We start from the raw sequence: 23,324 nt of genomic DNA on the forward strand, positions 1-23,324 counted from the left end.
TTGTTTTGTATCAGATTCAAATAATGGAATGTCATCATCTTCATCTTCGTCTGCTTCAATTAACCAATCTTCATCACGAGGTGCGTCTTCTGAAATTGTCTCTGATACTGCTACACCTTCAACTTCAGTATCATCGCCACTCTTTCCCGAGGTGGTTTCTTCCTCTTCAACATCATCGCCAAGCAATTCATCTAAAAGTACTGTGCTATCTTCACCTAATTCAATTGTTTCTTCTTCGTCCTCATCAGCTAAAAGCTCATCAAGAAGCACTGTGCTGTCTTCATCTAGTTCAATATCATCATCGCCTTCACTCAGCTCTTCATCATCACCAAGCAATTCGTCAAGTAATGCGGTACTGTCATCTTCAATATCTAAATCAATGCTATCTTCTTCGTTATCAGATTCATCTAATAGCTCATCAAGTAACGCTGTACTATCATCTTCAATATCGAGCTCAATACTCTCTTCATCATCAGATTCCTCAAGTAATTCATCTAACAATGTAGTGGCATCTTCTTCAGACTCTAAATTGACGCTGTCTTCGTTTTGCTCACCAAACAAAGCAGCATCAATATCATCATTATCTAACTCGATGCTTTCTCCTTTATTTGGTTCTTCATCAAGTTTATTAGTGTCTTCTATTCCTGATAATAAAGTATCAAAATCTAACTCATCTTCTACTGGAGTTGACGTCACTTCTGGAGCAAGTTTAGTCTCTTCTTTTTCGTCTAGATCCCAACCTTGGTCTAATTCTGACTCTTCTGAATCATCTTCCATATCCATGGATGAGAACAGATCATCTAGCATTGATTGATCAAGCTCTCCACCTTCAAGATCTTCGTTATCTTCGAGTTCTGGCGTTGATTTATCTAGCGCAGATAAGTCTGAGTCATCTATAAGCGATAAATCAAAATCGTCATCTTCTTCTTCTAAATCGCTTGCTGAGAATAAGTCACTGTCAAAATCATTCAACGCTTTCTCCATCTCCTCAAGACCTAATGCTTTTTCTTCTGCATCAACAGTTAATGCACTTGAAGACATATCTATATCATCATCTAAACCATCAAGGTCTAAATCAAGATCAAGTTCTTCATCAGATAACATTGAATCTAAATCATCATTTTCTTCGCCATCTAGTGAGGCAAACGGATCATCATTATCTGAGTTGTTATTTTCGGTTTCAAATTCAGCAAACAAATCGTCACTTGAATCAGAATCATCATCCCCAAATAAGAATTTATCGTCATTTAGATCGCCTAAAAGATCATCATCGTCATCTAAGCTAATTTCAGGGATATCATCATCCATATTGAAGTTATCATCAGGCATAATTAACGCTGAAGGTTGCTCTGTTCCTGCACTTTCTGAACTCTCTTCGTCTTCTTCTTTCTTACGACGGAATAAGAAGAAAGCAATAAGGCCAGCAATTAAAACACCAGGGATTAAAGCAAGCAAGGCAATTAAACCAGGGCTTGAGGCGAGATTATCCATTGCACTTGGTTCTGCTTTTTTCTCAGCTGCTGCAAGTTGCTTTTGTTCATTAATGAATTTTTCGACTTCACTTCGAATTCGATCTTCATCCCCTAATGAATTTTTTAGATTGTCGACTTCATTTTGAACTTCAGCCAATCGAACACGCAATTGGTGGTTGTTTTCTTGTAATGCTGAAAACTCTTGCTCTGTTGTTTCTAATTCAGATTTCAATTTCACAGCAGAGGCAGAAGGCGTCGCCACTTTAATGATATCTTTAGTTGGTTTTGCTTCTACTGCCGATGGTTTTACTTTATTTACCGTCGGTGCTACTTCTTTTTTAACTGAAACAGGCGCTTTCTCTGTTGTCGTAGACCTTGCTGTTTTTTGAGCTGATGCATGTTGAGGTGCTTGCTTCTTTTTATGAGCGATAAGTAGCTGTTTTGCATCATCTGTATTTTCACGACGAACTTGTTCTAGTGTCGGTAATCGCAAACGACTATTTGGCTCTAATCCATGAATATTATTATTTTCAAAGGCTTGTGGATTTAAGCGATAAATAGCAATTAACGTTTGTTGAACCGATGTGGTATTCGATGGGTTAACACGGCTTGCAATTGACCATAAGGTTTCATCTTCCCTTGTTGGGCCATAAACTTTTGTCGGAACCGATTTTCTTTCTTTTATTACCGTAGCAGGAGTTGTTGTGGCTCTCGCTGGCTGTGATTGTGTCACTACCTGTGAACTGACAGTTTTATCCTTTCCTTCTGGGCCTACAATTTGAATTGTACCTGCGGCATTGGCAACAGAACACTGTGATGCAACGAATAAGGCTAAAGGAGTTAGCGTTTTTAACAATTTTTTGGATGCGTCAGACACTAGAGATGCCTCTTAAATAAAATGAAAAATTAATATCTGTATAACTATATCGGATAATAATAAGAAAACTGTAGCTTTTAAGTAAAAACTGTGTGGTTTATGGAAGAAAAAAGCCTTAGCTTTCACTAAGGCTTTCAATTTAAGAGATTATACTGCTCATTTATCAACGAATAATAATCTCTTAAATCATAAATTAATTACAATGATTAGTAATAATCACGAATTAATACTTCAGCAATTTGTACTGCGTTTGTTGCTGCACCTTTACGTACGTTATCTGCAACAACCCACATATTTAGTCCCATAGAATGGCTAATATCTTCACGAATACGAGCAACCATTACATGGTCTTTACCTGTCGCATCACTTACTTGTGTTGGGTAATCATTTCCATGAAATACTTCAATTCCATCCGTTTCTTCAAGTAAGCGCGTAGCTTCTGCTGCATCAATAGGTGCACGAGTTTCAACATGAACCGCTTCAGCATGGCCATAGAATACAGGAACACGTACACACGTTGGGTTTACTGTAATAGTATCGTCAGCAAAAATTTTCTGCGTTTCCCACACCATTTTCATTTCTTCTTTGGTGTAGCCGTTATCCATAAACTCATCAATGTGTGGTAAGCAGTTAAATGCAATTTGTTTATCGTATGCTTTATTCTCTGCTGGTAGGCCATTTAATAACTTAGCCGTTTGACCTGCAAGCTCATCAATACCAGCTTTGCCTGAACCAGACACTGATTGGTATGTTGATACGTTAATTCGGTCAATACCCACAGCATCGTGAATTGGTTTTAATGCAACTAACATTTGAATCGTTGAACAGTTAGGGTTCGCGATAATGTTACGGTTACGGAAATCAACAAGTGCTTCTGGGTTTACTTCAGGGATCACTAATGGAATATCGTGATCGTAACGGAAGTGTGATGTATTATCGATAACAACAACACCTGATTCCGCTGCAATTGGGGCCCATTTTTCAGAAAGTTCACTACCTGCAGAAAATAGACCAATTTGTACTTGACTCCAATCGAACTCTTCTACATTTTCAACGGTTAATGTTTTACCATTAAAACGAACTGTTTTGCCTTCGCTACGTTCAGACGCTAAAAGATATAAATTACGTACAGGAAACTTACGCTCTTGTAATACACTAATAATTGCTTCGCCAACGGCACCAGTTGCGCCAAGAATGGCAACATCAAATTCTTGAGTCATTAGACTTCCTCGATTGTAAATCCAAGTTGTTGTAACGGGGTAAGACCACAGTTTTTATCGCCTGTGATCGTGATAGCACTGTATTCTCTTCTATCCCAATAATCCTTACGCATTTTATCAAATGCGCCGACAGTTGAGATCTCTTTTCTAAATACGGCATCATCTTTTCGCACATCATAGACTAACTGAATCAAATTGTGCAGTGTTGAATGACCCCATTGCTGATTTAGTGTCACATTAGGGATTGGGGCTACTGGCAATAAACTCTGTGGATCTGCTCGTTCTTCGCGATTTAAAAACTCACAATAAGAGTTAAAGATCATCGTCGTACCACGAGCTTTTCCCTCTAAACCATAGCCTGCAATATGTGGCGTTGCAAAAGAGAGTAATGGCAATAAATCCATATCTACTTGCGGCTCAAACTCGAAAACATCTAATACCGCTTTAAAACCGTCTTGTTTCAATAAGCGCTGTTTTAATGCCTGATTATCAACAACAGGTCCACGTGCCGCATTGATCAATACCTGATCACTACGCAATGCAGTTAGCCTCTTTTCATCCATTAGATGATGAGTAGGGAATTCACCATCGCGTGTAATTGGCGTATGAAAACTAATAACGTCTGATTTTTCTAATAATTCATTTAAAGAAACAAAGGTACGTGTATCTCCTTCTTGCTCTTTAATCGGATCATTCAATAAATAAGAAATGTCTAATGCATCTAGGCATTGTGCAAGATAAGAACCAACCTGCCCCGCACCAATAATCCCAAATGTTTTATCAAAGATAGAAAAACCATGCTGCTGAGCCAATACCATAATGCAACTTAGTACGTATTCAGCAACACCTACTTTGTTACAACCAGGCGCGGCTGTAAAATAAATGCCTTTATCTTTTAATAAAACCTGATCAACATGATCCATACCTGCGGTTGCTGTACCAACAAATTTCAGTTTATTGGCTTTACTTAATAACTCCGCATTCACTTTAGTCACAGAGCGGATCATTAACGCATCAACATCAATTAAATCATCAGCAGTTAACGTTCGCCCAGACTTAGCGATAACCTCACCTAATTCACTAAAGAGATCGGCCGCATAAGGCATATTTTCATCAATCAATATTTTCATATTTTCAATATCTGTCCTTTAGGTTTATAAATTCAGTGTATCACTGCGCTCTATTAAGCAACATCAGTATCGTCATAAAAAATAGATATAAAAAAACCCAGTCAATTGAATTAACTGGGTTTTTATTACTTATGCTTTACGCAAATATTACGCTTCGTATTTCTTAATTACTAGCGTTGCGTTTGTCCCACCAAAGCCAAAGCTGTTAGACATAACAGTTGTTAGTTTTTGATCACGTTTTTCAGTAACGATATCAAGACCTTCAGCTGCAGGATCTAATGTTTCAACGTTGATGCTTGGCGCGATAAAACCGTGCTCTAGCATTAGCGTTGAGTAAATAGCTTCATGAACACCAGCGGCACCTAGTGCGTGGCCTGTCATTGCTTTAGTTGCAGAGATTGCTGGACTGTTCGCACCAAATACTTCTTGGATAGCACCTAGCTCTTTTGCATCACCAACAGGTGTTGATGTACCGTGAGTATTCACGTAATCAACGCTGTCTACATTTTGCATTGCCATCTTCATACAACGAACTGCGCCTTCACCTGACGGTGCTACCATGTCGTAGCCATCTGATGTTGCACCGTAACCTACGATTTCACCGTAGATTTTAGCGCCACGAGCAAGTGCGTGTTCAAGTTCTTCGATAACAACCATACCGCCGCCGCCAGAGATAACGAAACCGTCACGATCGGCATCGTAAGTACGAGATGCTTTTTCTGGTGTGTCATTGTATTTCGATGATAGTGCGCCCATCGCATCAAACATCATCGTTAGAGACCAATCTAGCTCTTCACCACCACCAGCAAACATTACGTCTTGTTTACCTAGTTGGATAAGCTCTACTGCGTGACCAATACAGTGTGCTGAAGTTGCACATGCAGAACTCATCGAGTAGTTAACACCGCGGATTTTAAACGGCGTTGCAAGACATGCAGAAACCGTAGACGCCATTGTACGTGGAACCATATATGGACCAACACGTTTAACGCCTTTTTCACGCAAGATATCAACCGCATTTACTTGGTTTAGTGATGATGCACCACCAGAACCTGCAACGATACCTGTACGGTCATTTGAAACTTGATCTTCTGTTAAGCCAGAATCTGCTACTGCTTGCTCCATTGAGATGTAAGCAAACGCAGCCGCATCACCCATGAAACGCATTTTTTTACGATCAATGTGATCAGCAGGGTTCATTTTCAAATCGCCCCAAACATTACTGCGCAGACCCTTTTCAGCGAACTGCTCAGAGAAGTTAATGCCTGATTTACCAGCTTTCAGAGACTCTAATACTTCTTCTGCATTGTTACCGATACTTGAAACAATGCCCATGCCTGTAATTACGGCTCTTTTCATGATTCTTTCCTAATAAGTCATAAATCTTGGTAGATAATAGCGAAGATAGCACAACAAAGTGGTCAGCTTTCCTATAAGTCGTTAAAATCCGACGTAGATTATCTTTAATGGTACAAATTTATGTCACGTAACCACACTTTACCACAAAACAGCATCACAAATGCAGTCCTTGATTGGAATGAGTCTGGCACGCCGGTCTCAAATGATTTTGGTGATGTCTATTTTTCTAACGATAATGGGTTAGAAGAAACACGATATGTTTTCTTGCAACAAAATCATCTACCACAAAGATGGCAGGAATATGACCAACGTCGTTTTGTTATTGGTGAAACTGGATTTGGTACGGGATTAAACTTTCTTGCCGTGTGGCAATGGTTTAAAACCTTTAGAGAACAAAATCCTGACGCCCCTCTTAAAGAGCTTCATTTCGTTAGCTTTGAAAAATTCCCAGTAACCAAAACAGATTTAATTAAAGCCCATCAAGCGTGGCCTGAATTGGCTGAATTGGCTGAACAGTTACAAGAACATTATCCTGCCGCTGTGCCTGACTGTCATCGTTTAGTACTAGAAGATGGCATGATAACACTCGATCTCTGGTTTGGTGACATAAAAGATTGCATACCACAAATTTGGATGGACGATAACGGTATTATTGATGCATGGTTCTTAGATGGCTTTGCACCAAGTAAAAACCCTGAAATGTGGAATCAAGACTTGTTCAATAATATGGCACGCCTTGCTAAAGAAGGCTGTACTTGTGCCACCTTTACGGCAGCAGGTTTTGTTCGACGAGGCCTTATTGAAGCTGGCTTTGAGATGAAAAAAGTCAAAGGTTTCGCCCATAAGCGTGAAATGATCGCAGGCACATTAACTGAACGTAAAACAAAAGCAAATCACGCCGTTTGGTATGCCCGTTCAACTCCTGAAAATATTACTGATGTCGCTATCATTGGTGGTGGTGTTGCCAGTGCGACACTAGCAACAACATTACTTCGTCGTGGTGTTAGCGTGACCGTATATTGCAAAGATGAAAAAGCGGCACAAGGTGCTTCAGGAAACCAACAAGGAGCGGTATATCCTTTATTAAATGAGAAATATAATTCACTGTCTCGCTTCTTTGCTCCCGGTTTTATCTTCGCTCGCCAATTTATCGACCAAGCAGCACAACAGTTCCAGTTTGATCATGATTGGTGTGGTGTAACACAGCTAAAATGGGATGATAAATCAGAAAATAAACTCAATAAAATGCTAACAGCGAATTTTCCTAATGAGTTAGTTACTGCATTTAATAAAGAAGAAACCGCTCAATATGTTGGCTTACCAATCAATATGGAAAGCGTACATTACCCTCTTGGTGGTTGGTTATGCCCAAAACAATTGACTCGTGGTCTTTTTACTCACTTATCGAAAAATCCATTATTCACTCTGAATAATAACGCTGAAGTTACTCAATTAACTCAAATGGATGATAAGCAATGGAACCTTATTCTTGGTGAGAAAATAAATAAACATCAGGCCGTGGTTGTTGCAAACGGACACCGCTTCACTGATTTTGAACAAACTAAAGACATCCCTGCAACACCCGTTCGTGGACAGGTAAGTCATATCCCTACAACAGAATCATTAAAACAATTAAAAACCGTGCTGTGTTATGACGGGTACTTAACGCCTGAAAATACTAAGCATCAAACTCACTGTATTGGCGCGAGTTATGATCGTCGTGATTTAGACTTAGCGTTTAAAGAGTCTGACCAAATTGAAAATGGCGAACGCTTACATAAATGCATCCCTAATGAAGCTTGGGTAAAAGAAGCTGATACATCAAGTAATCAAGCCCGTGTAGGTATTCGCTGTGCCAGTCGTGATCATCTGCCATTTCTTGGTAATGTGGTTCGCTTTGAAGATATGCAAGAAGAATATAAATATATCTATAAAAAACGCCACTGGTTACGTGAAGCGAAAGATATTCCTGTTTATGAAGGTTTATTCTGTATGCTGACTTTAGGTTCAAGAGGATTAAGTTCTGCACCATTATTGGCAGAGACCTTAGCATCGCAGATCATGGGTGACCCAATTCCATTACCAAATTCAGTACTTGAAGGATTGCACCCAGGAAGATTGTGGGTGAGAAGATTGCTAAAAGGAAAGCCGTTGGATATTTAAATCCTCAAGAGCAGAGCGGTCGCAAGCTCCCTTGAAGCCGGAATAAATTCCTTGAGACGCTTCGCTGGAGAAATTCTCTAGCGAAGCGTCTTAAGTAAACGCAGTTTGCGCCCTCAAGCAGCTCGCTGCGTCTCGCTTTTACTTAATAGAATCTGCCAAGTGACTCACCGCCAGCGCAAAGTAATGCGAACGGTTCCAATCCATTAATACTTGGTAATTATTGTAAACAAGGTAAGCACGGCCATCTTTGTCATCTGGTTGCACTAACCATGCTTCGATATCTACATCAGGTAACGCTTTGCCCGTTAAACGACGAACACCCAATTCTTGCCATTGAGCTAATGTCTTACCTTTTTCTTCAGATAAACCTTTTAAACTTTCGGCATCCAACGATTCAGGTAACTGAACTTGACGACCCCAAGTATAAGTATCATCCCAGCCCACTTGTTTTAAATAATTTGCAGCTGAAGCAAATACATCGGCTTCGGTAGTCCAAATATCTTTACGCCCATCATCATTACCATCAACAGCGTAAGCTAAGAATGAAGTCGGCATAAATTGACACTGCCCCATAGCTCCTGCCCATGAACCTTTCATGTTTTCAGGTGTAATGTGACCTTGTTGTAAAATGGTTAATGCAGCCATCGTTTGTTTTTTGAAAAATTCTTCGCGGCGACCGTCATAAGCTAATGTCGTCAATGCCTCAATAACATTGTAACCGCCAGTTAATTTACCAAAATTACTTTCAACGCCCCATAACGCAACAATAAAACGAGGCTGAACACCATATTCATTTCCAATTCGGTTTAATTCTTTATAGTGTTTTTGATATAAATCGTTCGCTTGTTTGATTTTCCACTTCGGCACAGCACGTGGAATATACTCATCTAACGTTAATTTTTTTTCTGGTTGGCTACGATCTGATTTGACCGCTTTTTCTTTGAATGCAATATCTTTAAATGCACGCTCAAGAATAGGCTCTGAAATACCAATGCCTCTCGCTTCATTTTTTAATTCGACAATATAATCCTGAAATTCCCCTTCTGGAGTATTTGCTGTTACCGATGTTGCCATGAGCAAACTGACTATCCCTAGCAGTAATTTTTTCTTCATTATTATCTCTCTTTTCGTGCAGCTTTATCTTTTTTATATTTTTCAAGCAAATTTTCTGGTGGTGGTGGAAGTTGTAAAAAGAAACCTTCTTCTTTTATTGCTGTTTTCACCTTCTCAACATCAACTGAAGCTAATGTTTTACCCGCTAAATTTACCACCATAACCATGGTTGGAGTACCAAACATGGTCATTAATTCTTTAGGAACAGGAGTAAAATCATCTTTTTTTTCAATATAAAGATAAGCCCCCTGTTTTTTGGTACTTTTGTAAACTGAACAGAACATTTTATAACCTATTTTTGAAAGGATTGAGCCTACTCTCAACTTAACGCATTCAATCAATGTCTATTTGATGAGAGCCCTACTAAAAAGTACACTTAAGACAATAAGATAACTTGCTGTGCGGTCAAACTGACTATAACATGGTATCAGATTTGTGGTATTAAATTTATCAAGATACAGAATAGCATGACAAAAACAGCCGATTTAAAGGGCAGTAATTTCACCCTTTCAGTATTACATTTACCTAATGATGACATCGCAAAAGCTCTAAATATGCTTGAAGAAAAAGTGGCTCAAGCACCTTCTTTTTTTGCTTCTGCTCCTGTTGTGGTCAATATTGAAAATGTATCGAATGAAATTAACTTTGTTGATCTAAAATCTGGTGTCGAACGCACTGGTATGATCCCTGTAGGGATTACGGGCTGCAAAGATAAAAATAAACAGGCTCAGGCAACCGCAGCTGGTTTTGCAGTGATGACCTCTTTTACACCTCAACAAGTAACACAAAAAGCCAATATGCGGCCAACGATGGTAGTAAAAACACCAATTCGTTCAGGACAACAAGTGTACGCAAAAGATGCTGACCTTGTGATTTTAAATCATGTAAGTCCTGGGGCTGAAGTTATTGCTGATGGTAGTATACATATACATGGAACCTTGCGTGGCAGAGCAATTGCTGGAGCAAGTGGACAAGCAGAAGCAAAAGTCTTCTGTAAAAAATTACAAGCTGAACTGATTTCCATTGCGGGTAATTATTGGTTAAGCGACCAAATTGACAAAGAGTATTGGCATCAAAATGTCATGATCACTATGGTCGAAGACCGTATTCAGATCGATACCCTCACGTTATAGCACAACATAAAAGGAATAATAAAAATGGCACGTATTGTCGTTGTGACTTCAGGCAAGGGCGGCGTAGGTAAAACTACTTCTAGTTCTGCTATTGCATCCGGTCTTGCGCTGGCTGGCAAGAAAACTGCAGTAATCGATTTTGATATAGGTTTACGTAACCTTGATTTGATCATGGGTTGTGAGCGTCGTGTTGTTTATGATTTTGTAAACGTAATCAATGGTGAAGCAACACTAAACCAAGCATTAATTAAAGATAAGCGTGTAGGTAATTTATTTATCCTTCCGGCTTCTCAAACTCGTGATAAAGACGCACTAACTAAAGATGGTGTACGTCGAGTTCTTGATGAACTTATCGCTATGAATTTTGACTTCATTATTTGTGATTCTCCTGCGGGTATTGAAGCTGGCGCATTAATGGCGCTATATTTTGCTGATGAAGCAATCATCACAACGAACCCTGAGGTTTCTTCTGTTCGAGATTCTGACCGTATTCTTGGTATCCTAGATTCGAAGTCTCGCCGTGCAGAAGATGCGCTTGAGCCAGTAAAACAGCATTTATTGCTAACTCGTTACTGCCCTGCTCGTGTAAACCAAGGTGAAATGCTAAGTGTTGGTGATGTAGAAGAAATTCTAAACATTCCACTACTAGGGGTTATTCCTGAAAGCCAATCTGTACTGAACGCATCAAATAAAGGTGTTCCAGTTATTTTTGACGAAGAATCAAATGCAGGCTCTGCATACCAAGATGCTGTAGACCGTCTGTTAGGCAAGGAAGTTTCATTCCGCTTCTTAGAAGAAGAGAAGAAAGGTATCTTTAAACGACTATTTGGAGGTTAAGCATGGCATTACTTGAGTTTTTCAGACCACAAAAAAAAGCCACTGCTAACATAGCTAAGGAAAGGCTACAGATCATCGTTGCAGAACGTCGTAATGGCGGCCCTGCTCCTTCGTATTTACCACAATTAAAAGAAGATATTCTTAAAGTGATCAGTAAATACGTAAACGTAAGCCCTGATATGGTAACAGTGTCTCTTGAACAAAAAGAAGAAGACCTATCAGTATTAGAGCTGAATGTGACTCTGCCAGAAGATGACCATTAATCCCCATAATTAATATCGGATATTAAAAAGGGTGGCTATCACAGTCACCCTTTTTTGATCAAACAGATAATGACTATTATCTCTCAAGTACTGACATAAAACGAGCTTCTAATAATTTACCACGCCAGCCTTGAACAACATCCGGTTTACATTCAGGCGCACACCCTTTTTTCCATTTCCAAGATAACAACTGGTTTAATTGCTTTTTCGACGCTAAGAATTCAGGCATTAAACCTGACTCTTCTGAAGCTTCTTTTACTTCATCCTTTAATAACTTAAATATTTGCTTGTAGCCAGGGTAATCCATTAAACGTGCAATCACTTCAGGATACTCATCGGCAGAAAGATCATCAGCTAAGTAAGTAAAACGCAATAACTTCCCGCCATGGCGTTGTACTTCTCTTGGATCAAATGCTTCTTTTAACATCTGTTCTTTACTACGCAGGCTAAAACGCGCTAATTTCCATAAGCTTAGTTCATGCACAATAAAATTAACCGCTAAATCACGTTTTCTTGCTTCTTCTAAACGCCATTTTGCGGCCATTTTTAGAATCGCTAATTGCTTAGGATTCAGTTGCCACGCATTCTTAATATCTCGATACGCTTGCTCTGCATCTGGTTGCTTTTCACGTTTTCTTACTGCAAGAGTCGATTCTTGGTATGCTGCATCAGTCCATTCTGTTTGTGCTAATTCCGCTTGTAGCTTTTCAAATAATGGTAATAAATAATGTACATCTGCTGCTGCATAGTTTAATTGCTTATCAGATAAAGGACGCGCCATCCAATCTGTACGAGATTCACCTTTATCAAGATCTACACCTAAGTAATCAGAAACAAGTTTTGCAAAACCTGTCGACAATCCATAACCTAAAAATGCAGCCATGATTTGAGTGTCAATCATTGGCGTTGGCATACAACCCGCATAATGTTGAAACACTTCTAAATCTTCACCACACGCATGAAGCACTTTAGTTACCGATTCATTTTTTAATAAATCCCAAAGCGGTGTTAAATCATCAATTTCAACTGGGTCAACAAGTGCTAATGTCTCGCCATCAAACATTTGAATTAAACCTAAGCGAGCATATAACGTTCGTGTTCTTACAAACTCAGTATCTAACATTAAAAATGGTTTACTACTTGCTTGCTGACAGATCTCAGCCAAACGCTGACTCTGAGTGACGATTTCAAATTTCACTATTCTTCCTTAAAAGATCGATAAGGCAAGATAGCTTAACCTCAATAAAAACTAAGCTATCTTGTCTCTAAAATTTCATAACAAATAAAAATAATGCCAGCGCGTAAGCTGGCATTATCGTGTTTTTACATTGTAACCAAATTATGCGTTTTCTTCTGCTTTATATTCATCACGCAGTTCACGACGCAGAATTTTACCTACGTTTGTTTTTGGAAGATCGTCTCTAAACTCAACAATACGTGGAATTTTATAACCCGTTAGATGCTTACGACAATGAGCAATTAGTTCATCTTTCGTTAGGCTTGGATCGCGTTTAACAACACAAATTCGAACCACTTCACCTGATGTTGGGTGTGGTTTACCTACAGCTGCGACTTCTAGTACTTTCCCATGAAGCGCAACAACATCTTCAATCTCATTTGGGTATACATTAAAACCTGATACTAAGATCATGTCTTTTTTACGGTCAACAATGTGTAAGAAGCCTTCTTCATCAAATTTAACGATGTCACCCGTGCTTACCCAACCATCATCAGTGATCATATCTTTAGTCGCTTCAGCACGGTTCCAGTAGCCTTTCATTACTTGAGGACCACGAACTTGAAGCTCACCTATTTGATCATTCGCAACAACATTGCCTTCTTCATCAACCATTCGCACTTCAGTTGACGGAACCGGTAAGCCAATCGAACCATTATATGATGTTAGGTTATGAGGGTATGCGGCAACCAATGGAGAACACTCTGTTAAACCATAACCTTCTAATAAGTAACAACCTGTATGCTGCTGCCATTTTTCAGCAACGGCACGCTGCACTGCCATACCACCACCAACAGATAAACGAAGGTTACTGAAATCTAATTCGTGGAAATCTTCATTGTTCACTAATGCATTAAATAACGTATTTACGCCTGTAATTGCAGTGAATGGGTATTTTTGCAGTTCTTTAATAAAACCTGGAATATCACGTGGATTCGTAATTAGTAGGTTACGACCGCCCATTTCAATAAACAATAAACAGTTTACGGTTAATGCAAATACATGATATAGAGGTAGAGCTGTCACAATAAGCTCGCGGCCTTCGGTTAAAACCGGACCATAAGCCCCTTTTGCTTGCATTACGTTAGCAATCATATTGCGATGAGTCAGCATTGCACCTTTTGCTACGCCTGTAGTACCACCTGTGTATTGTAGGAAGGCTAAGTCTTCACTATCAATAAATGGCTTGATGTACTGCATTCTACGCCCTTTACGTAATGCATTACGCATTGATGTCGCGTCTGGCAAGTCGTATTTTGGCACCATTTTTTTCACGTACTTAACCACGAAGTTAACAATTGTGCCTTTTGCTCGAGGCAGCTGTTCACCTAAGTTAGTTAAAATTACGTGTTTTACTGGCGTATTATCTACAATCTCTTCTAGCGTACTAGCAAAGTTTGACACAATAACAATTGCCGCAGCACCTGAGTCTGTTAATTGGTGCTCTAACTCACGTGGCGTATAAAGTGGATTCACATTTACCGCGACCATACCTGCACGCAGCACACCAAATAATGCAATTGGGTATTGCAATAAGTTTGGCATCATTAAAGCAACTCTGTCGCCTTTTTTCAGTTTAAGTTCATTTTGTAAATAAGCAGCAAAAGCACGACTTCGCTCTTCTAACTTACGAAATGTCATTACTGAACCCATATTAATAAATGCTGGTTGATCGGCATACTTATGAACCGACAGCTCAAACATATCAACCAATGAGCTATATTGGTCTGGGTTAATTTCTGCTGGTACGTCTTCTGGGTAACGTGAAAGCCAAACTTTATCCACGCTTTTCTCCTATTCTATATGCGACTTATTGCTCTTTTAGCAATAGTTCAAAACAGTGATCATTATCACTTTTACGAGTAGACTATTTACTCTACAAGTATAGTCAACTAATTTTATTATCAATTCTCAATTCGGTTGTTATTTAACCATGAATGGAGTCTTTTTTTCAATATGTGAAGCAACTATGTGGTTATTTTGTTAACAAGGGCACCAATATGGGTACTAATTTGCTCAGGGTATTCTAAATGACAATGATGCCCCCCCTCTATTTGGTAACATTGAAAATCTAAAATATAACGATAACGATGAGACTTTTGCTTTAAATGACCATAGCCGTCATTACCAATAACAGCAATTACGGGGCACTCTATTTTTGAGAGTAATGATAAAGCATGCGCTTCACTCATTCGATATAAAGAATCGCATTTTACTTTTGCATCCGTTCTCCATTTCACATCACCACCTTTTGATGCCAATGAACGAAGTACCATAGGCTCTACCAGGTGTTCAGGAAGCTGATTAACTTTAGATCGTAATTCAATTGCGGACTGGTGATCTTTTAATGTGCGCTGAGGCTTATTACGATAACGCTGACGACTTAAGATCCCTTGACGTATTCTATCGGAAATCTCAGTTTCTTCTTCACTCAATGGACCTAACGCTTCAATCATCATTAATGCGGATACTTTCTCAGGAAATACGGCACAATAGGCACTTGCAATTAACGCTCCTAAAGAATGCCCAATTAAAACCACCTGCTCTAATTTGATGTGCAAAATGATTTGGTGAAGATCATCAATATAATCAAAGAAATGATAAAAATTATCATGCCCTTTATGGGATGACAATCCATGCCCAAACCAATCTACAGCAATTAAATGGTGGTGAGGATTGTGTTTTGCATACGCTTCCATCGTTGTTTTGAACGTCGCAGCATTATCTTGCCAGCCATGTAAAAACACCAACGTTTGATGAATTTCTTCCGGTTTAATTTCCATGACAGCCAGTAAACCATGGTGCAATGAAAATGTAGATTCCTGAAATGAAATCATTCTAACTATTTCACTTCTTGTACGACTTTACCCCGTCGGCTTTCAATACTACGCTGATGAAAGCAACGAGCACCAGTACAAGGCATATAACTCATATCTATATCATTACTCATCACGTACTCTTGAATTTGCCATAAATGCAAAGCAGAGCCGTTTATCACAGGAAAAGGATACAAAAACTCCCCAACATTCGCTTCTTCAATACCCGTCGACTGGCCTAAAACAGTCACTAATCGTCCAACAGAATAAGTAACAGGATCAATAAAACCATCAAGATAAACAACAAAGCGTCCAGTTGGTTCTTGAGAGAGGTCGGGCTTACCTGATGAGGAGATAGGGAGATTCACAATTTCAATGCGAGTCGTGTCTTTTAGGTTATCAATACGAGCAATAACACCACCTAAGCGAACTTCGACATTTTCATCATTTTGAGCAGCAGTAACAAAAGCGTTATACTCAATAAGTGTATTGGTCTGAGACGAGGTTAATTCTTTAGGAAGGGAGCTGCAACCCGCAAGAAATAAAATACAAAGAAACAGTAATGAAGATTTCATAAATATCCTTAATTAAATGTTTAGATATACAGGTCGACACCGACGAGCTGTGCAAGTTCCTCTCTGCGCTTTTGCAACATAATATCCATATACTCTTCCATCGCTTTACGATTTCCACCTTCTGGTAAATCATAATGAATACGGGAATTAGCATATTCGGATGCGTTAAGTTGCTTTACTTGATTGGTTATCGCAGTAGCCACTTTAGAAGGTTGAGCAACCATGGCCTTACTGCCACCCGTTTTCTTAACCTGACTTTTCTTTTCAACGGCTTGCTGCTTTTGTACCTTTTGATTCGGTACTAATGTTGGCGGTAGCCCATGAATTGATACCATAGTGACCTTTCTTTATTTATCAAAAAACGGGGAACAGCGTCCCCATTCATTTATCTATTATTCACGACCTGGAAGTTTTTTCCATGTCACGGTATCACGAACATAAACAGGTGCAGATTCTTCAGCTGGTAATGCTAAACCTTGCTCAAATTTTTGTTGTGCTAAAAACGCCATATCTTCCGCATCAGGATAAAGTATCTCTGAAGCTTTACGCTCTAATGGTAATTCAGTTAATGCTTCTGTATATGCATCCCAACCAGTACCTACCGTTAACCACTCACCTGATTGCTGTGGTAAATACGTTGATAACGCTTCAGGTTTAAACACAGTTTCTGCAACGTTATAAGTCCATGTTGCATCATCATTACGTTGATACATACCAAAGTAGACTTCACCCATACGAGCGTCAATTGCTGCAGCCACTTGCGTAGCACCATTGATTCGGTAACCCGCTTGCGCCATTGCTTCTAATGTTGAAATACCAATCATAGGTAAATCGGCACCAAACGCTAAACCTTGAGCGATACCGATACCGATACGAACACCAGTAAAGCTACCTGGACCTTGACCAAATGCTAACGCATCTAAATCTTGTAAGCGCACACCCGCTTCTTTTAATACTTCATCAACAAAAGGAAGTACTTTAATAGTGTGCTCACGCGGTGCCACTGCACGTCGAGAATAGACTTTTCCATCAACAATCAATGTAACAGAACAGTTTTCAGTGGCGGTATCTACCGCTAAAATTTTTGCGCTCATTAATGCCTCAATCTTCTAAAATGGCTTCTTGTTTTTCTGATTCATTTTCATCGGTCTGATTGGCTTTCGCTAAAAACTCAGACACATTACGTAAATCTCGTGTTCGCGGTATTGGCGGTAAGCTTTGTAAAAATATTGAACCATAAGGTCTTGTCACCAAACGGTTATCACAAATAATCAATACCCCTTTGTCTTTTGTATCTCGGATAAGTCGACCGACACCTTGTTTCAAGGTAATCACCGCGTCTGGAATTTGAACTTGTGCAAAGGCATCACCTCCACTTAGCTGACAATCTTCAATGCGCGCTTTTAAGAGAGGATCATCTGGTGCGGTAAAAGGAAGTTTATCAATGATAACACAGCTTAGGGCATCACCTCTAACATCGATACCTTCCCAAAAAGCACCTGTAGCCACCAATAATGCATTACCTAATTCCATAAACTCGGAAAGCAGTTGTTGCTTAGTGGTCTCCCCTTGTACCAACACAGGAAGATCAAGTGTTTGTCTAAATTGCTCAGCTAAATCACGCATCATTTGATGTGAGGTACACAAGAAAAAACAACGTCCATTATTCTGTTTTATTACTGGCTGCAGTAATTCAACTAACTTATCCACAATGCCATAACTATTTGGCTCTGGCAAAAATCTAGGTACACACAATAATGCTTGAGTTTGATAGTCAAATGGACTCGGTAACGTAAACTGTTTTTTAGGTGATAACCCTAAACGTTGAGTAAAATGCGAGAAATCATCATTTACAGCTAAGGTCGCTGAGGTAAATATCCAAGCGCCTTCTTTATCAGCTAAATGTTCTTTAAATTTATCGGCCACAGACAATGGCGTAATGTTCAAACTAAAATGACGAGGAGTACATTCATACCAATACGAATAACCACTAATCGTCGTATCACATACTCGCTCTAAACGATTTTTTAATAATGCACAGCGATCAAAAGCCGCATCTAATAACTGACTACGACCTAGTGCTAACTTCAAGACATCATGAGCCAATTCAAAGGCATCATTAATTCGTACAATTTCACGTTGTACTGCTTGTGATTTTATCGCTTCACGCCAATTACCACGAAAACTGGTATCGCCTAAAATAATACGAAGATCCATTGCGGCACCAGCCAAACGTTCCGCTACTTTTTGTAACTGACGCATGTCTTTGGCTTCAGTGCGGTAACCGATCTCAATATCTTTCGCTAATTCAGTTAATTGGCGACTAGAAAGGTTTTGACCAAAATACTGACTCGCTATATCTGGTAGTTGATGCGCCTCATCAAAAATAAAGATATCAGCTTCAGGAATTAACTCACCAAAACCAGTTTCTTTAATCGCTAAATCAGCCAGAAATAGATGATGATTTACGACCACAACATCGGCATCCATTGCTTTTTTACGCGCTTTCACCACAAAGCAATCTTCAAAACTTGGGCAATCTTTACCTAAGCAGTTGTCATTGGTAGAAGTTATTGAAGGAATAATGGGGCTATCTTCTGCAATCGCAGTGCAATCACCTAAATCACCTGTTTTCGTTTCAGATGACCAAGATCGTACTTTCACTAATTGTGTTAATAACTCGGGATTCGCTTGTGGGGTATGACTCTCAACTAACTGCTGATTTAAACGCTCAGGACAAAGATAATTTGAGCGCCCTTTTAATAAAGCAACTTGACCATAAAATCCAAGAGATGACGTCATTAAAGGCAAATCACGATGAAAAAGTTGTTCCTGTAAGTTTTTCGAACCGGTACTGATGATGGTTTTTTTACCACTAACTAAAGCAGGAACAAGATACGCAAAAGTTTTACCTGTACCTGTACCAGCCTCAACAACAAGTTGAGTACTATTTTTAATCGCATCATGAACCGCATGAGCCATATCAAGCTGAGGTTGACGAGGTTGGAAACCAGGAATGGCTTTACCTAACGCGCCTGAAGAAGAAAAAATCTTGGCAATCATATCAACCTACATTCATCGTGAATTTAAAATAAGACTGGGATTATGCCAAGATTTTCACAGAAACTAAACGTTAAGTTTCCTGAAGGATATTTATTAATATCTCCATATAACCATAAGCTTTGATGAGTTTTCATATTTATATTTTAAATTTTACTCGATGAAAAACGCTTTACCTATCCTTCTTTTATCGGTACAACCATAGGTATATCAAATTAATAGACAACACTTCGTGAGCACAAGAGATAAAATGGAAAAGAAAATATTATTAACGGATTGCCCTGATTCTCGTGGGCTAATCGCCAAAATAACGAATATTTGTTATAAGCATCAACTTAATATTGTTCACAATAATGAATATGTAGATAACGTTACGGGTCAGTTTTTTATGAGAACTGAGCTAGAAGGGATTTTCAATGATGAGACCTTCTTACTTGATATTGACCAAGCTTTACCCGAAGGTAGCCATCGTAAATTAGTTACTGAGCCTTGTAAGAAAGTCGTCATTCTAGTTACAAAAGAAGCACACTGTATTGGTGATATTTTAATTAAAGCTTATTCCGGTGCGATGAATATCGAAATTGCTGCGGTCATTGGGAATCACGATACACTAGGTGGATTAATCGAAAAATTCGATATTCCTTTCCATCATGTTTGTCATCAAGGCTTATCTCGTGAAGAGCATGAAGAAAAAATGTTGGATGTGATTAATTCATACGACCCAGAATATGTCGTATTAGCAAAATACATGCGTGTACTAACACCAAATTTTGTCGCTCAATTCCCAAGAAAAATCATTAACATTCATCACAGCTTCTTACCTGCCTTTATTGGCGCAAAACCATACCAACAAGCGTATGACCGCGGTGTGAAAATCATCGGTGCAACAGCACACTTTGTGACTAATAATTTAGACGAAGGACCGATCATAAAACAAGATGTCATACCTATTGATCATAACTTCAGTGCTGAGGACATGGCAATGGCTGGACGTGACGTTGAGAAATCAGTACTAAGTAAAGCCTTAACAAAAGTACTAAACGACCATGTCTTTGTTTATGGTAACAAGACCGTTATTCTTTAATTAATAGCTCAAATACAAAAACGGCGATCATAATGATCGCCGTTTTCTATTCTACAAAATCTTATTGAGCTGCGATAAAATCAATCGCATGCTTATTAAATTCTTTTGGCCTGTCAATATTACATACGTGCCCACACTCAGGGATCTGTAATAATTGACTGTATTTATGAACGGCCACCATTTCTTCTACTGGCTTCATAAATAAATAATCGTTTGCACCCATCACATACAGCGTTGGAATAGCTAGTTCTTTATCTCTGAAGTAACGCATCAATGGATTGACATCAGCCGCCAATTTAAACCAACGTTTAAACTCTTTTTGACACAGCTTTTTTGCTTCTCTCGTAAAAATATGACGCGATTCTTTTTGGCTTTTCTGTGGCATAACAACATAAGAAAATAACTTATATAACCACATATAAGGCATGATATTTTTCGTCAATTCTCCCATTTTAATTAAAAACTGGGAGCGGAAATTAAAACGAGTGATCGCACCTGCAAGCACCATAGAGCTAACTCTATCTTGTGCCAATTCAGCTAAATTACGAATGATAATGGTACCAAGAGACATTCCAACAAAATGAGCTGATTTAATATTTAAGTGGTCAAGAACATCAATAATATCTTGGCTTACGACTTTAAAAGAGTACTGCTTATTCATAAACTCTTTAATTTGAGAGAAATGGTTTGAACGACCATGCCCTCTTAAATCAATTAATAAGACATTAAAGTTCTTTCTAAAAGCGGCGATCTGCTTAAACCAGGTTGTTGAACTTCCCCCTGCACCATGAACAAACACAACCCATTTGGCGCTTGATTCATGTTTATAGGTTCTATGAAATAACAAAGAATTAGACATTCACTCTACTTTAATTAGAAAAGACATATAACGCAGACTATACCATCCTACATCGCCAATGAATACTCACAAAGAAGTAGTCGAACAAAAACCTGACATCTAGTAACAAAATGTATCTAAACTATTGATTTATTAGATGACATTAAGAGTTATTACTCTATAAATATGATTAAAATAATCAATATACACCAAGCAACCTTGCTTTGAATTTAAGTAACTATTTAATACAAACAATCCATTAGTTTCATAAAAATCAGCAACTTCATTCCATCCAAACTCCGGAATATTAATTCTGGATAATAATAAGTCAGAACAGAACTTAGGCATCCTATGCCCAAATGCAACATGAGTGACTTCTTCTTGGTTGTTGAGATATTCAATAACACCGACACTATCAAATGCTAACGTCAACACATCAACGGTTGCTAATGCATCTTGCTTATTTGCACTCAGTAGCATCCAATTAGAGCCCTCACCGATAGGCGTATTCGCCGAAAGACCTAAATATCCATATGGGTTATTAGATTGCTCTACGCCCTCATCTACACCACCCAGTAATATTGTTTCTTCTTGCTTCGTTTTTAGGCTCGCATCAGCCAATAAGAATCCATTTTCTATTGCAAAGCCTTGTTGTGCTAAATTAAGGTTTTTACTTTCAAGCTCTAAATATTTTGCAATATAAAAGCCCGCGGTATTACTTAATGAATTAATAAAATCAACAGGTTTTGGTGGCATTTTTTCAACATAGCGCTGCTGACATAAACGATTAAAAACGGATAAATCCCCTTGTCCCGACACCATAAACAGCGCGGTATTTTTATCTAGTTCTTGCTGATTTTTAATGCCGGATACCCCTAATAAACCAAGCTGGATAAAACGGTCAGTACGACGAACAAAGCTAGGGGCTACTTTTTTACACTCTGCTTTTACATCAACATCTTGGTCTTGTTTTATATTTACACTAGAAACGCAATGCACATACATCATGCGACGTCCTTCTTTATAACAAGTGCATTATTGTTACCACCAAAACCAAAACAGTTAAGTAAGAACACCCCAGAATCACACGGGATCATTACTTGTGTCGGGGTCCAGTTAATTTCATCATCTTGCTGTTCGAAATTTGGGGTTTTGGGTATAAAACCATTATTGATGGCATTGATCATAATGACTAATTCACTCACCCCACAACTGCCTAATGTATGGCCTATGTATGGCTTTAAGGAAAAGAATGAAGGCGATTGATTAAAGATTTGCTTCATACCATTTACCTCAGCTAAGTCGCTGAGATTACTGGCTGTTCCGTGTGATTTTACTGCGGTTATACCTTCTGCACTAACACCACTGGCCTGTAGTGCACTTTTAATCACTTGAGCCACTCCAGAACCATCAGAGTTTACGCCTGTCACACTGTGTGTTTCACACTGGCTACTGCCACCACAAAACTGCCAAGGTGATGGTTTGACATCATCACGACTCATTAGTAGTACACCAAGCGCTTCTCCCAATAGCAACCCATCTCTGTTCGCATCAAAAGGCTTGGTTTGCTGTTGAGCAAGCAATTGCATCGAAACAAACCCCTCAAAAGAGTGAGACGCAAACATCTCCATACCAATAACAAGTGCATAATCAACAACACCGGCTTCTAGCATAGTAGCCGCGTCTAAAATAGCATTAGAACTAGAGGTACAAGCAGTGTTATAAGTCAGACTTAGCGGGTTCAAACCAAATTCAGACGCCAGCTTATCTGCGTAAACCCCATTCCCTACTCTACCCCCTGAAAATTGAGGACGTTGATTTTCTTGAATACTCGTCCCGAGAGGGATCATCAGAGAAATATCATTAGCAGCGCAACCCAAAAACAAGCCACAACGTTGACGGTCACTCTCAGAAAAATCATGTTGTTCAAACAGGGAAGTGACCAATTGAATTAAATAAGGAATAGGATCAAATAAAGGTTCAAAGCTGCCTTCATCTTGAATCGCATAGTAAGGCAGTGTTTTAATTTGCTCAAATACATTAACCGATTTATCTACGGTTTGGTATTTACCTTCTTTCATTAACTGCAATTGCAGCGTTTTATTTCCAAGCGCGCTGAGTACTTCACCACCAAGTATCGTAATCAT

21 protein-coding genes are annotated in these 23,324 nt (G+C 38.9%); 5 read left to right on the forward strand and 16 right to left on the reverse strand.

The genetic code is table 11. The features are described from left to right. From BTO22_RS08340 to fabB, 4 genes are all read right to left on the reverse strand, one after another. A partial coding sequence (locus BTO22_RS08340; RefSeq protein ID WP_308727213.1) for a FimV/HubP family polar landmark protein occupies positions 1–2,349 on the reverse strand: 2,349 nt, incomplete at its 3' end. A gap of 206 nt (positions 2,350–2,555) precedes the next feature. Continuing rightward, positions 2,556–3,569: an aspartate-semialdehyde dehydrogenase gene (locus BTO22_RS08345; protein WP_105055088.1), complete on the reverse strand. Its 1,014-nt coding sequence runs from the start codon at positions 3,567–3,569 to the stop codon at positions 2,556–2,558. Then, positions 3,569–4,699: a 4-phosphoerythronate dehydrogenase gene (locus BTO22_RS08350; RefSeq protein WP_105055089.1), complete on the reverse strand. Its 1,131-nt coding sequence runs from the start codon at positions 4,697–4,699 to the stop codon at positions 3,569–3,571. The genes BTO22_RS08345 and BTO22_RS08350 overlap by 1 nt, the downstream gene beginning before the upstream one ends. Before the next feature lie 147 nt (positions 4,700–4,846). Further along, positions 4,847–6,058 (reverse strand): beta-ketoacyl-ACP synthase I, encoded by a 1,212-nt coding sequence (gene fabB, locus BTO22_RS08355; RefSeq protein WP_105055090.1) that lies wholly within the window; start codon positions 6,056–6,058, stop codon positions 4,847–4,849. 120 nt (positions 6,059–6,178) lie between these two features. On the opposite strand from fabB, the gene mnmC reads away from it, so the two are divergent. Continuing rightward, on the forward strand, positions 6,179–8,221 hold the full coding sequence (gene mnmC / locus BTO22_RS08360) for a bifunctional tRNA (5-methylaminomethyl-2-thiouridine)(34)-methyltransferase MnmD/FAD-dependent 5-carboxymethylaminomethyl-2-thiouridine(34) oxidoreductase MnmC (RefSeq protein ID WP_105055091.1): 2,043 nt from the start codon (positions 6,179–6,181) through the stop codon (positions 8,219–8,221). A 138-nt stretch (positions 8,222–8,359) separates the two neighbouring features. Here mnmC and BTO22_RS08365 read toward each other — a convergent pair whose 3' ends face one another. Together BTO22_RS08365 and BTO22_RS08370 are read right to left on the reverse strand one after the other, a co-directional pair. Continuing rightward, entirely contained in the window at positions 8,360–9,334 is a 975-nt protein-coding gene (locus BTO22_RS08365; RefSeq protein ID WP_105055092.1) for a lytic murein transglycosylase, read from the reverse strand. A 2-nt stretch (positions 9,335–9,336) separates the two neighbouring features. Further along, positions 9,337–9,618 (reverse strand): YcgL domain-containing protein, encoded by a 282-nt coding sequence (locus BTO22_RS08370; protein ID WP_105055093.1) that lies wholly within the window; start codon positions 9,616–9,618, stop codon positions 9,337–9,339. Positions 9,619–9,801: 183 nt separating this feature from the next. Here BTO22_RS08370 and minC point away from each other — a divergent pair, with 183 nt between their 5' ends. Genes minC through minE form a run of 3 tightly spaced genes read left to right on the forward strand, consistent with a single transcriptional unit; the run spans position 9,802 to position 11,567 of the window. Further along, positions 9,802–10,467, forward strand: coding sequence for a septum site-determining protein MinC (minC, locus tag BTO22_RS08375; protein ID WP_105055094.1), 666 nt, complete (start codon positions 9,802–9,804; stop codon positions 10,465–10,467). A gap of 24 nt (positions 10,468–10,491) precedes the next feature. Continuing rightward, the gene (gene minD, locus BTO22_RS08380; protein ID WP_060991418.1) at positions 10,492–11,304 is read left to right on the forward strand and encodes a septum site-determining protein MinD; all 813 of its coding nucleotides are present in this window, start codon (positions 10,492–10,494) and stop codon (positions 11,302–11,304) included. Between the two features lie 2 nt (positions 11,305–11,306). Next, on the forward strand, positions 11,307–11,567 hold the full coding sequence (gene minE, locus BTO22_RS08385; RefSeq protein ID WP_060991419.1) for a cell division topological specificity factor MinE: 261 nt from the start codon (positions 11,307–11,309) through the stop codon (positions 11,565–11,567). Between the two features lie 76 nt (positions 11,568–11,643). Here minE and rnd read toward each other — a convergent pair whose 3' ends face one another. The 7 genes from rnd to BTO22_RS08420 all read right to left on the reverse strand — a co-directional run bounded on the left by rnd (position 11,644) and on the right by BTO22_RS08420 (position 19,258). Beyond that, complete coding sequence (gene rnd / locus BTO22_RS08390; protein WP_105055095.1) at positions 11,644–12,765, reverse strand: ribonuclease D; 1,122 nt, start codon at positions 12,763–12,765, stop codon at positions 11,644–11,646. A gap of 141 nt (positions 12,766–12,906) precedes the next feature. Then, a complete protein-coding gene (gene fadD, locus BTO22_RS08395) occupies positions 12,907–14,589 on the reverse strand; it encodes a long-chain-fatty-acid--CoA ligase FadD (RefSeq protein WP_105055096.1) in 1,683 nt (560 codons plus the stop codon). Between the two features lie 182 nt (positions 14,590–14,771). Continuing rightward, positions 14,772–15,641, reverse strand: a complete 870-nt coding sequence (locus tag BTO22_RS08400; protein WP_105055097.1) for an alpha/beta fold hydrolase — start codon at positions 15,639–15,641, stop codon at positions 14,772–14,774. A 5-nt stretch (positions 15,642–15,646) separates the two neighbouring features. Next, on the reverse strand, positions 15,647–16,195 hold the full coding sequence (locus BTO22_RS08405) for a Slp family lipoprotein (RefSeq protein ID WP_105055098.1): 549 nt from the start codon (positions 16,193–16,195) through the stop codon (positions 15,647–15,649). A 20-nt stretch (positions 16,196–16,215) separates the two neighbouring features. Beyond that, the gene (locus BTO22_RS08410; protein WP_105055099.1) at positions 16,216–16,530 is read right to left on the reverse strand and encodes a chromosome partitioning protein ParA; all 315 of its coding nucleotides are present in this window, start codon (positions 16,528–16,530) and stop codon (positions 16,216–16,218) included. A 57-nt stretch (positions 16,531–16,587) separates the two neighbouring features. Next, the gene (tsaB, locus tag BTO22_RS08415) at positions 16,588–17,289 is read right to left on the reverse strand and encodes a tRNA (adenosine(37)-N6)-threonylcarbamoyltransferase complex dimerization subunit type 1 TsaB (RefSeq protein WP_105055100.1); all 702 of its coding nucleotides are present in this window, start codon (positions 17,287–17,289) and stop codon (positions 16,588–16,590) included. Positions 17,290–17,296: 7 nt separating this feature from the next. Next, a complete protein-coding gene (locus tag BTO22_RS08420) occupies positions 17,297–19,258 on the reverse strand; it encodes an ATP-dependent DNA helicase (protein WP_105055101.1) in 1,962 nt (653 codons plus the stop codon). Positions 19,259–19,505: 247 nt separating this feature from the next. Here BTO22_RS08420 and purU point away from each other — a divergent pair, with 247 nt between their 5' ends. After that, the gene (gene purU / locus BTO22_RS08425; RefSeq protein WP_105055102.1) at positions 19,506–20,339 is read left to right on the forward strand and encodes a formyltetrahydrofolate deformylase; all 834 of its coding nucleotides are present in this window, start codon (positions 19,506–19,508) and stop codon (positions 20,337–20,339) included. 61 nt (positions 20,340–20,400) lie between these two features. Here the strand turns inward: purU and BTO22_RS08430 are convergent, their stop codons facing one another. The 3 genes from BTO22_RS08430 to BTO22_RS08440 all read right to left on the reverse strand — a co-directional run bounded on the left by BTO22_RS08430 (position 20,401) and on the right by BTO22_RS08440 (position 23,324). Beyond that, positions 20,401–21,198 carry an alpha/beta fold hydrolase gene (locus BTO22_RS08430; protein WP_105055103.1) on the reverse strand — a complete coding sequence of 266 codons (798 nt, stop codon included), beginning with the start codon at positions 21,196–21,198 and terminating at the stop codon, positions 20,401–20,403. Positions 21,199–21,330: 132 nt separating this feature from the next. Continuing rightward, positions 21,331–22,185 carry a hypothetical protein gene (locus tag BTO22_RS08435; RefSeq protein WP_105055104.1) on the reverse strand — a complete coding sequence of 285 codons (855 nt, stop codon included), beginning with the start codon at positions 22,183–22,185 and terminating at the stop codon, positions 21,331–21,333. Continuing rightward, complete coding sequence (locus BTO22_RS08440) at positions 22,182–23,324, reverse strand: beta-ketoacyl synthase N-terminal-like domain-containing protein (RefSeq protein ID WP_105055105.1); 1,143 nt, start codon at positions 23,322–23,324, stop codon at positions 22,182–22,184. Before BTO22_RS08440 ends, BTO22_RS08435 begins: the two co-directional genes overlap by 4 nt.

Source organism: Aliivibrio sifiae, assembly GCF_002954705.1.
In the GTDB taxonomy this organism is placed as follows: domain Bacteria; phylum Pseudomonadota; class Gammaproteobacteria; order Enterobacterales; family Vibrionaceae; genus Aliivibrio; species Aliivibrio sifiae_A.

What these genes read in the sequence shown, in the direction of transcription:
- BTO22_RS08400 (WP_105055097.1), bottom strand. Translation starts at nt 15,641, where the DNA reads ATGATTTCATTTCAGGAATCTACATTTTCATTGCACCATGGTTTACTG.
- BTO22_RS08420 (WP_105055101.1), bottom strand. Translation starts at nt 19,258, where the DNA reads ATGATTGCCAAGATTTTTTCTTCTTCAGGCGCGTTAGGTAAAGCCATT.
- BTO22_RS08410 (WP_105055099.1), bottom strand. Translation starts at nt 16,530, where the DNA reads ATGGTATCAATTCATGGGCTACCGCCAACATTAGTACCGAATCAAAAG.
- BTO22_RS08345 (WP_105055088.1), bottom strand. Translation starts at nt 3,569, where the DNA reads ATGACTCAAGAATTTGATGTTGCCATTCTTGGCGCAACTGGTGCCGTT.
- BTO22_RS08365 (WP_105055092.1), bottom strand. Translation starts at nt 9,334, where the DNA reads ATGAAGAAAAAATTACTGCTAGGGATAGTCAGTTTGCTCATGGCAACA.
- purU (WP_105055102.1), top strand. Translation starts at nt 19,506, where the DNA reads ATGGAAAAGAAAATATTATTAACGGATTGCCCTGATTCTCGTGGGCTA.
- BTO22_RS08405 (WP_105055098.1), bottom strand. Translation starts at nt 16,195, where the DNA reads ATGAAATCTTCATTACTGTTTCTTTGTATTTTATTTCTTGCGGGTTGC.
- minD (WP_060991418.1), top strand. Translation starts at nt 10,492, where the DNA reads ATGGCACGTATTGTCGTTGTGACTTCAGGCAAGGGCGGCGTAGGTAAA.
- BTO22_RS08370 (WP_105055093.1), bottom strand. Translation starts at nt 9,618, where the DNA reads ATGTTCTGTTCAGTTTACAAAAGTACCAAAAAACAGGGGGCTTATCTT.
- tsaB (WP_105055100.1), bottom strand. Translation starts at nt 17,289, where the DNA reads ATGAGCGCAAAAATTTTAGCGGTAGATACCGCCACTGAAAACTGTTCT.
- BTO22_RS08430 (WP_105055103.1), bottom strand. Translation starts at nt 21,198, where the DNA reads ATGTCTAATTCTTTGTTATTTCATAGAACCTATAAACATGAATCAAGC.
- minE (WP_060991419.1), top strand. Translation starts at nt 11,307, where the DNA reads ATGGCATTACTTGAGTTTTTCAGACCACAAAAAAAAGCCACTGCTAAC.
- minC (WP_105055094.1), top strand. Translation starts at nt 9,802, where the DNA reads ATGACAAAAACAGCCGATTTAAAGGGCAGTAATTTCACCCTTTCAGTA.
- BTO22_RS08350 (WP_105055089.1), bottom strand. Translation starts at nt 4,699, where the DNA reads ATGAAAATATTGATTGATGAAAATATGCCTTATGCGGCCGATCTCTTT.
- mnmC (WP_105055091.1), top strand. Translation starts at nt 6,179, where the DNA reads ATGTCACGTAACCACACTTTACCACAAAACAGCATCACAAATGCAGTC.
- BTO22_RS08435 (WP_105055104.1), bottom strand. Translation starts at nt 22,185, where the DNA reads ATGATGTATGTGCATTGCGTTTCTAGTGTAAATATAAAACAAGACCAA.
- BTO22_RS08440 (WP_105055105.1), bottom strand. Translation starts at nt 23,324, where the DNA reads ATGATTACGATACTTGGTGGTGAAGTACTCAGCGCGCTTGGAAATAAA.
- fabB (WP_105055090.1), bottom strand. Translation starts at nt 6,058, where the DNA reads ATGAAAAGAGCCGTAATTACAGGCATGGGCATTGTTTCAAGTATCGGT.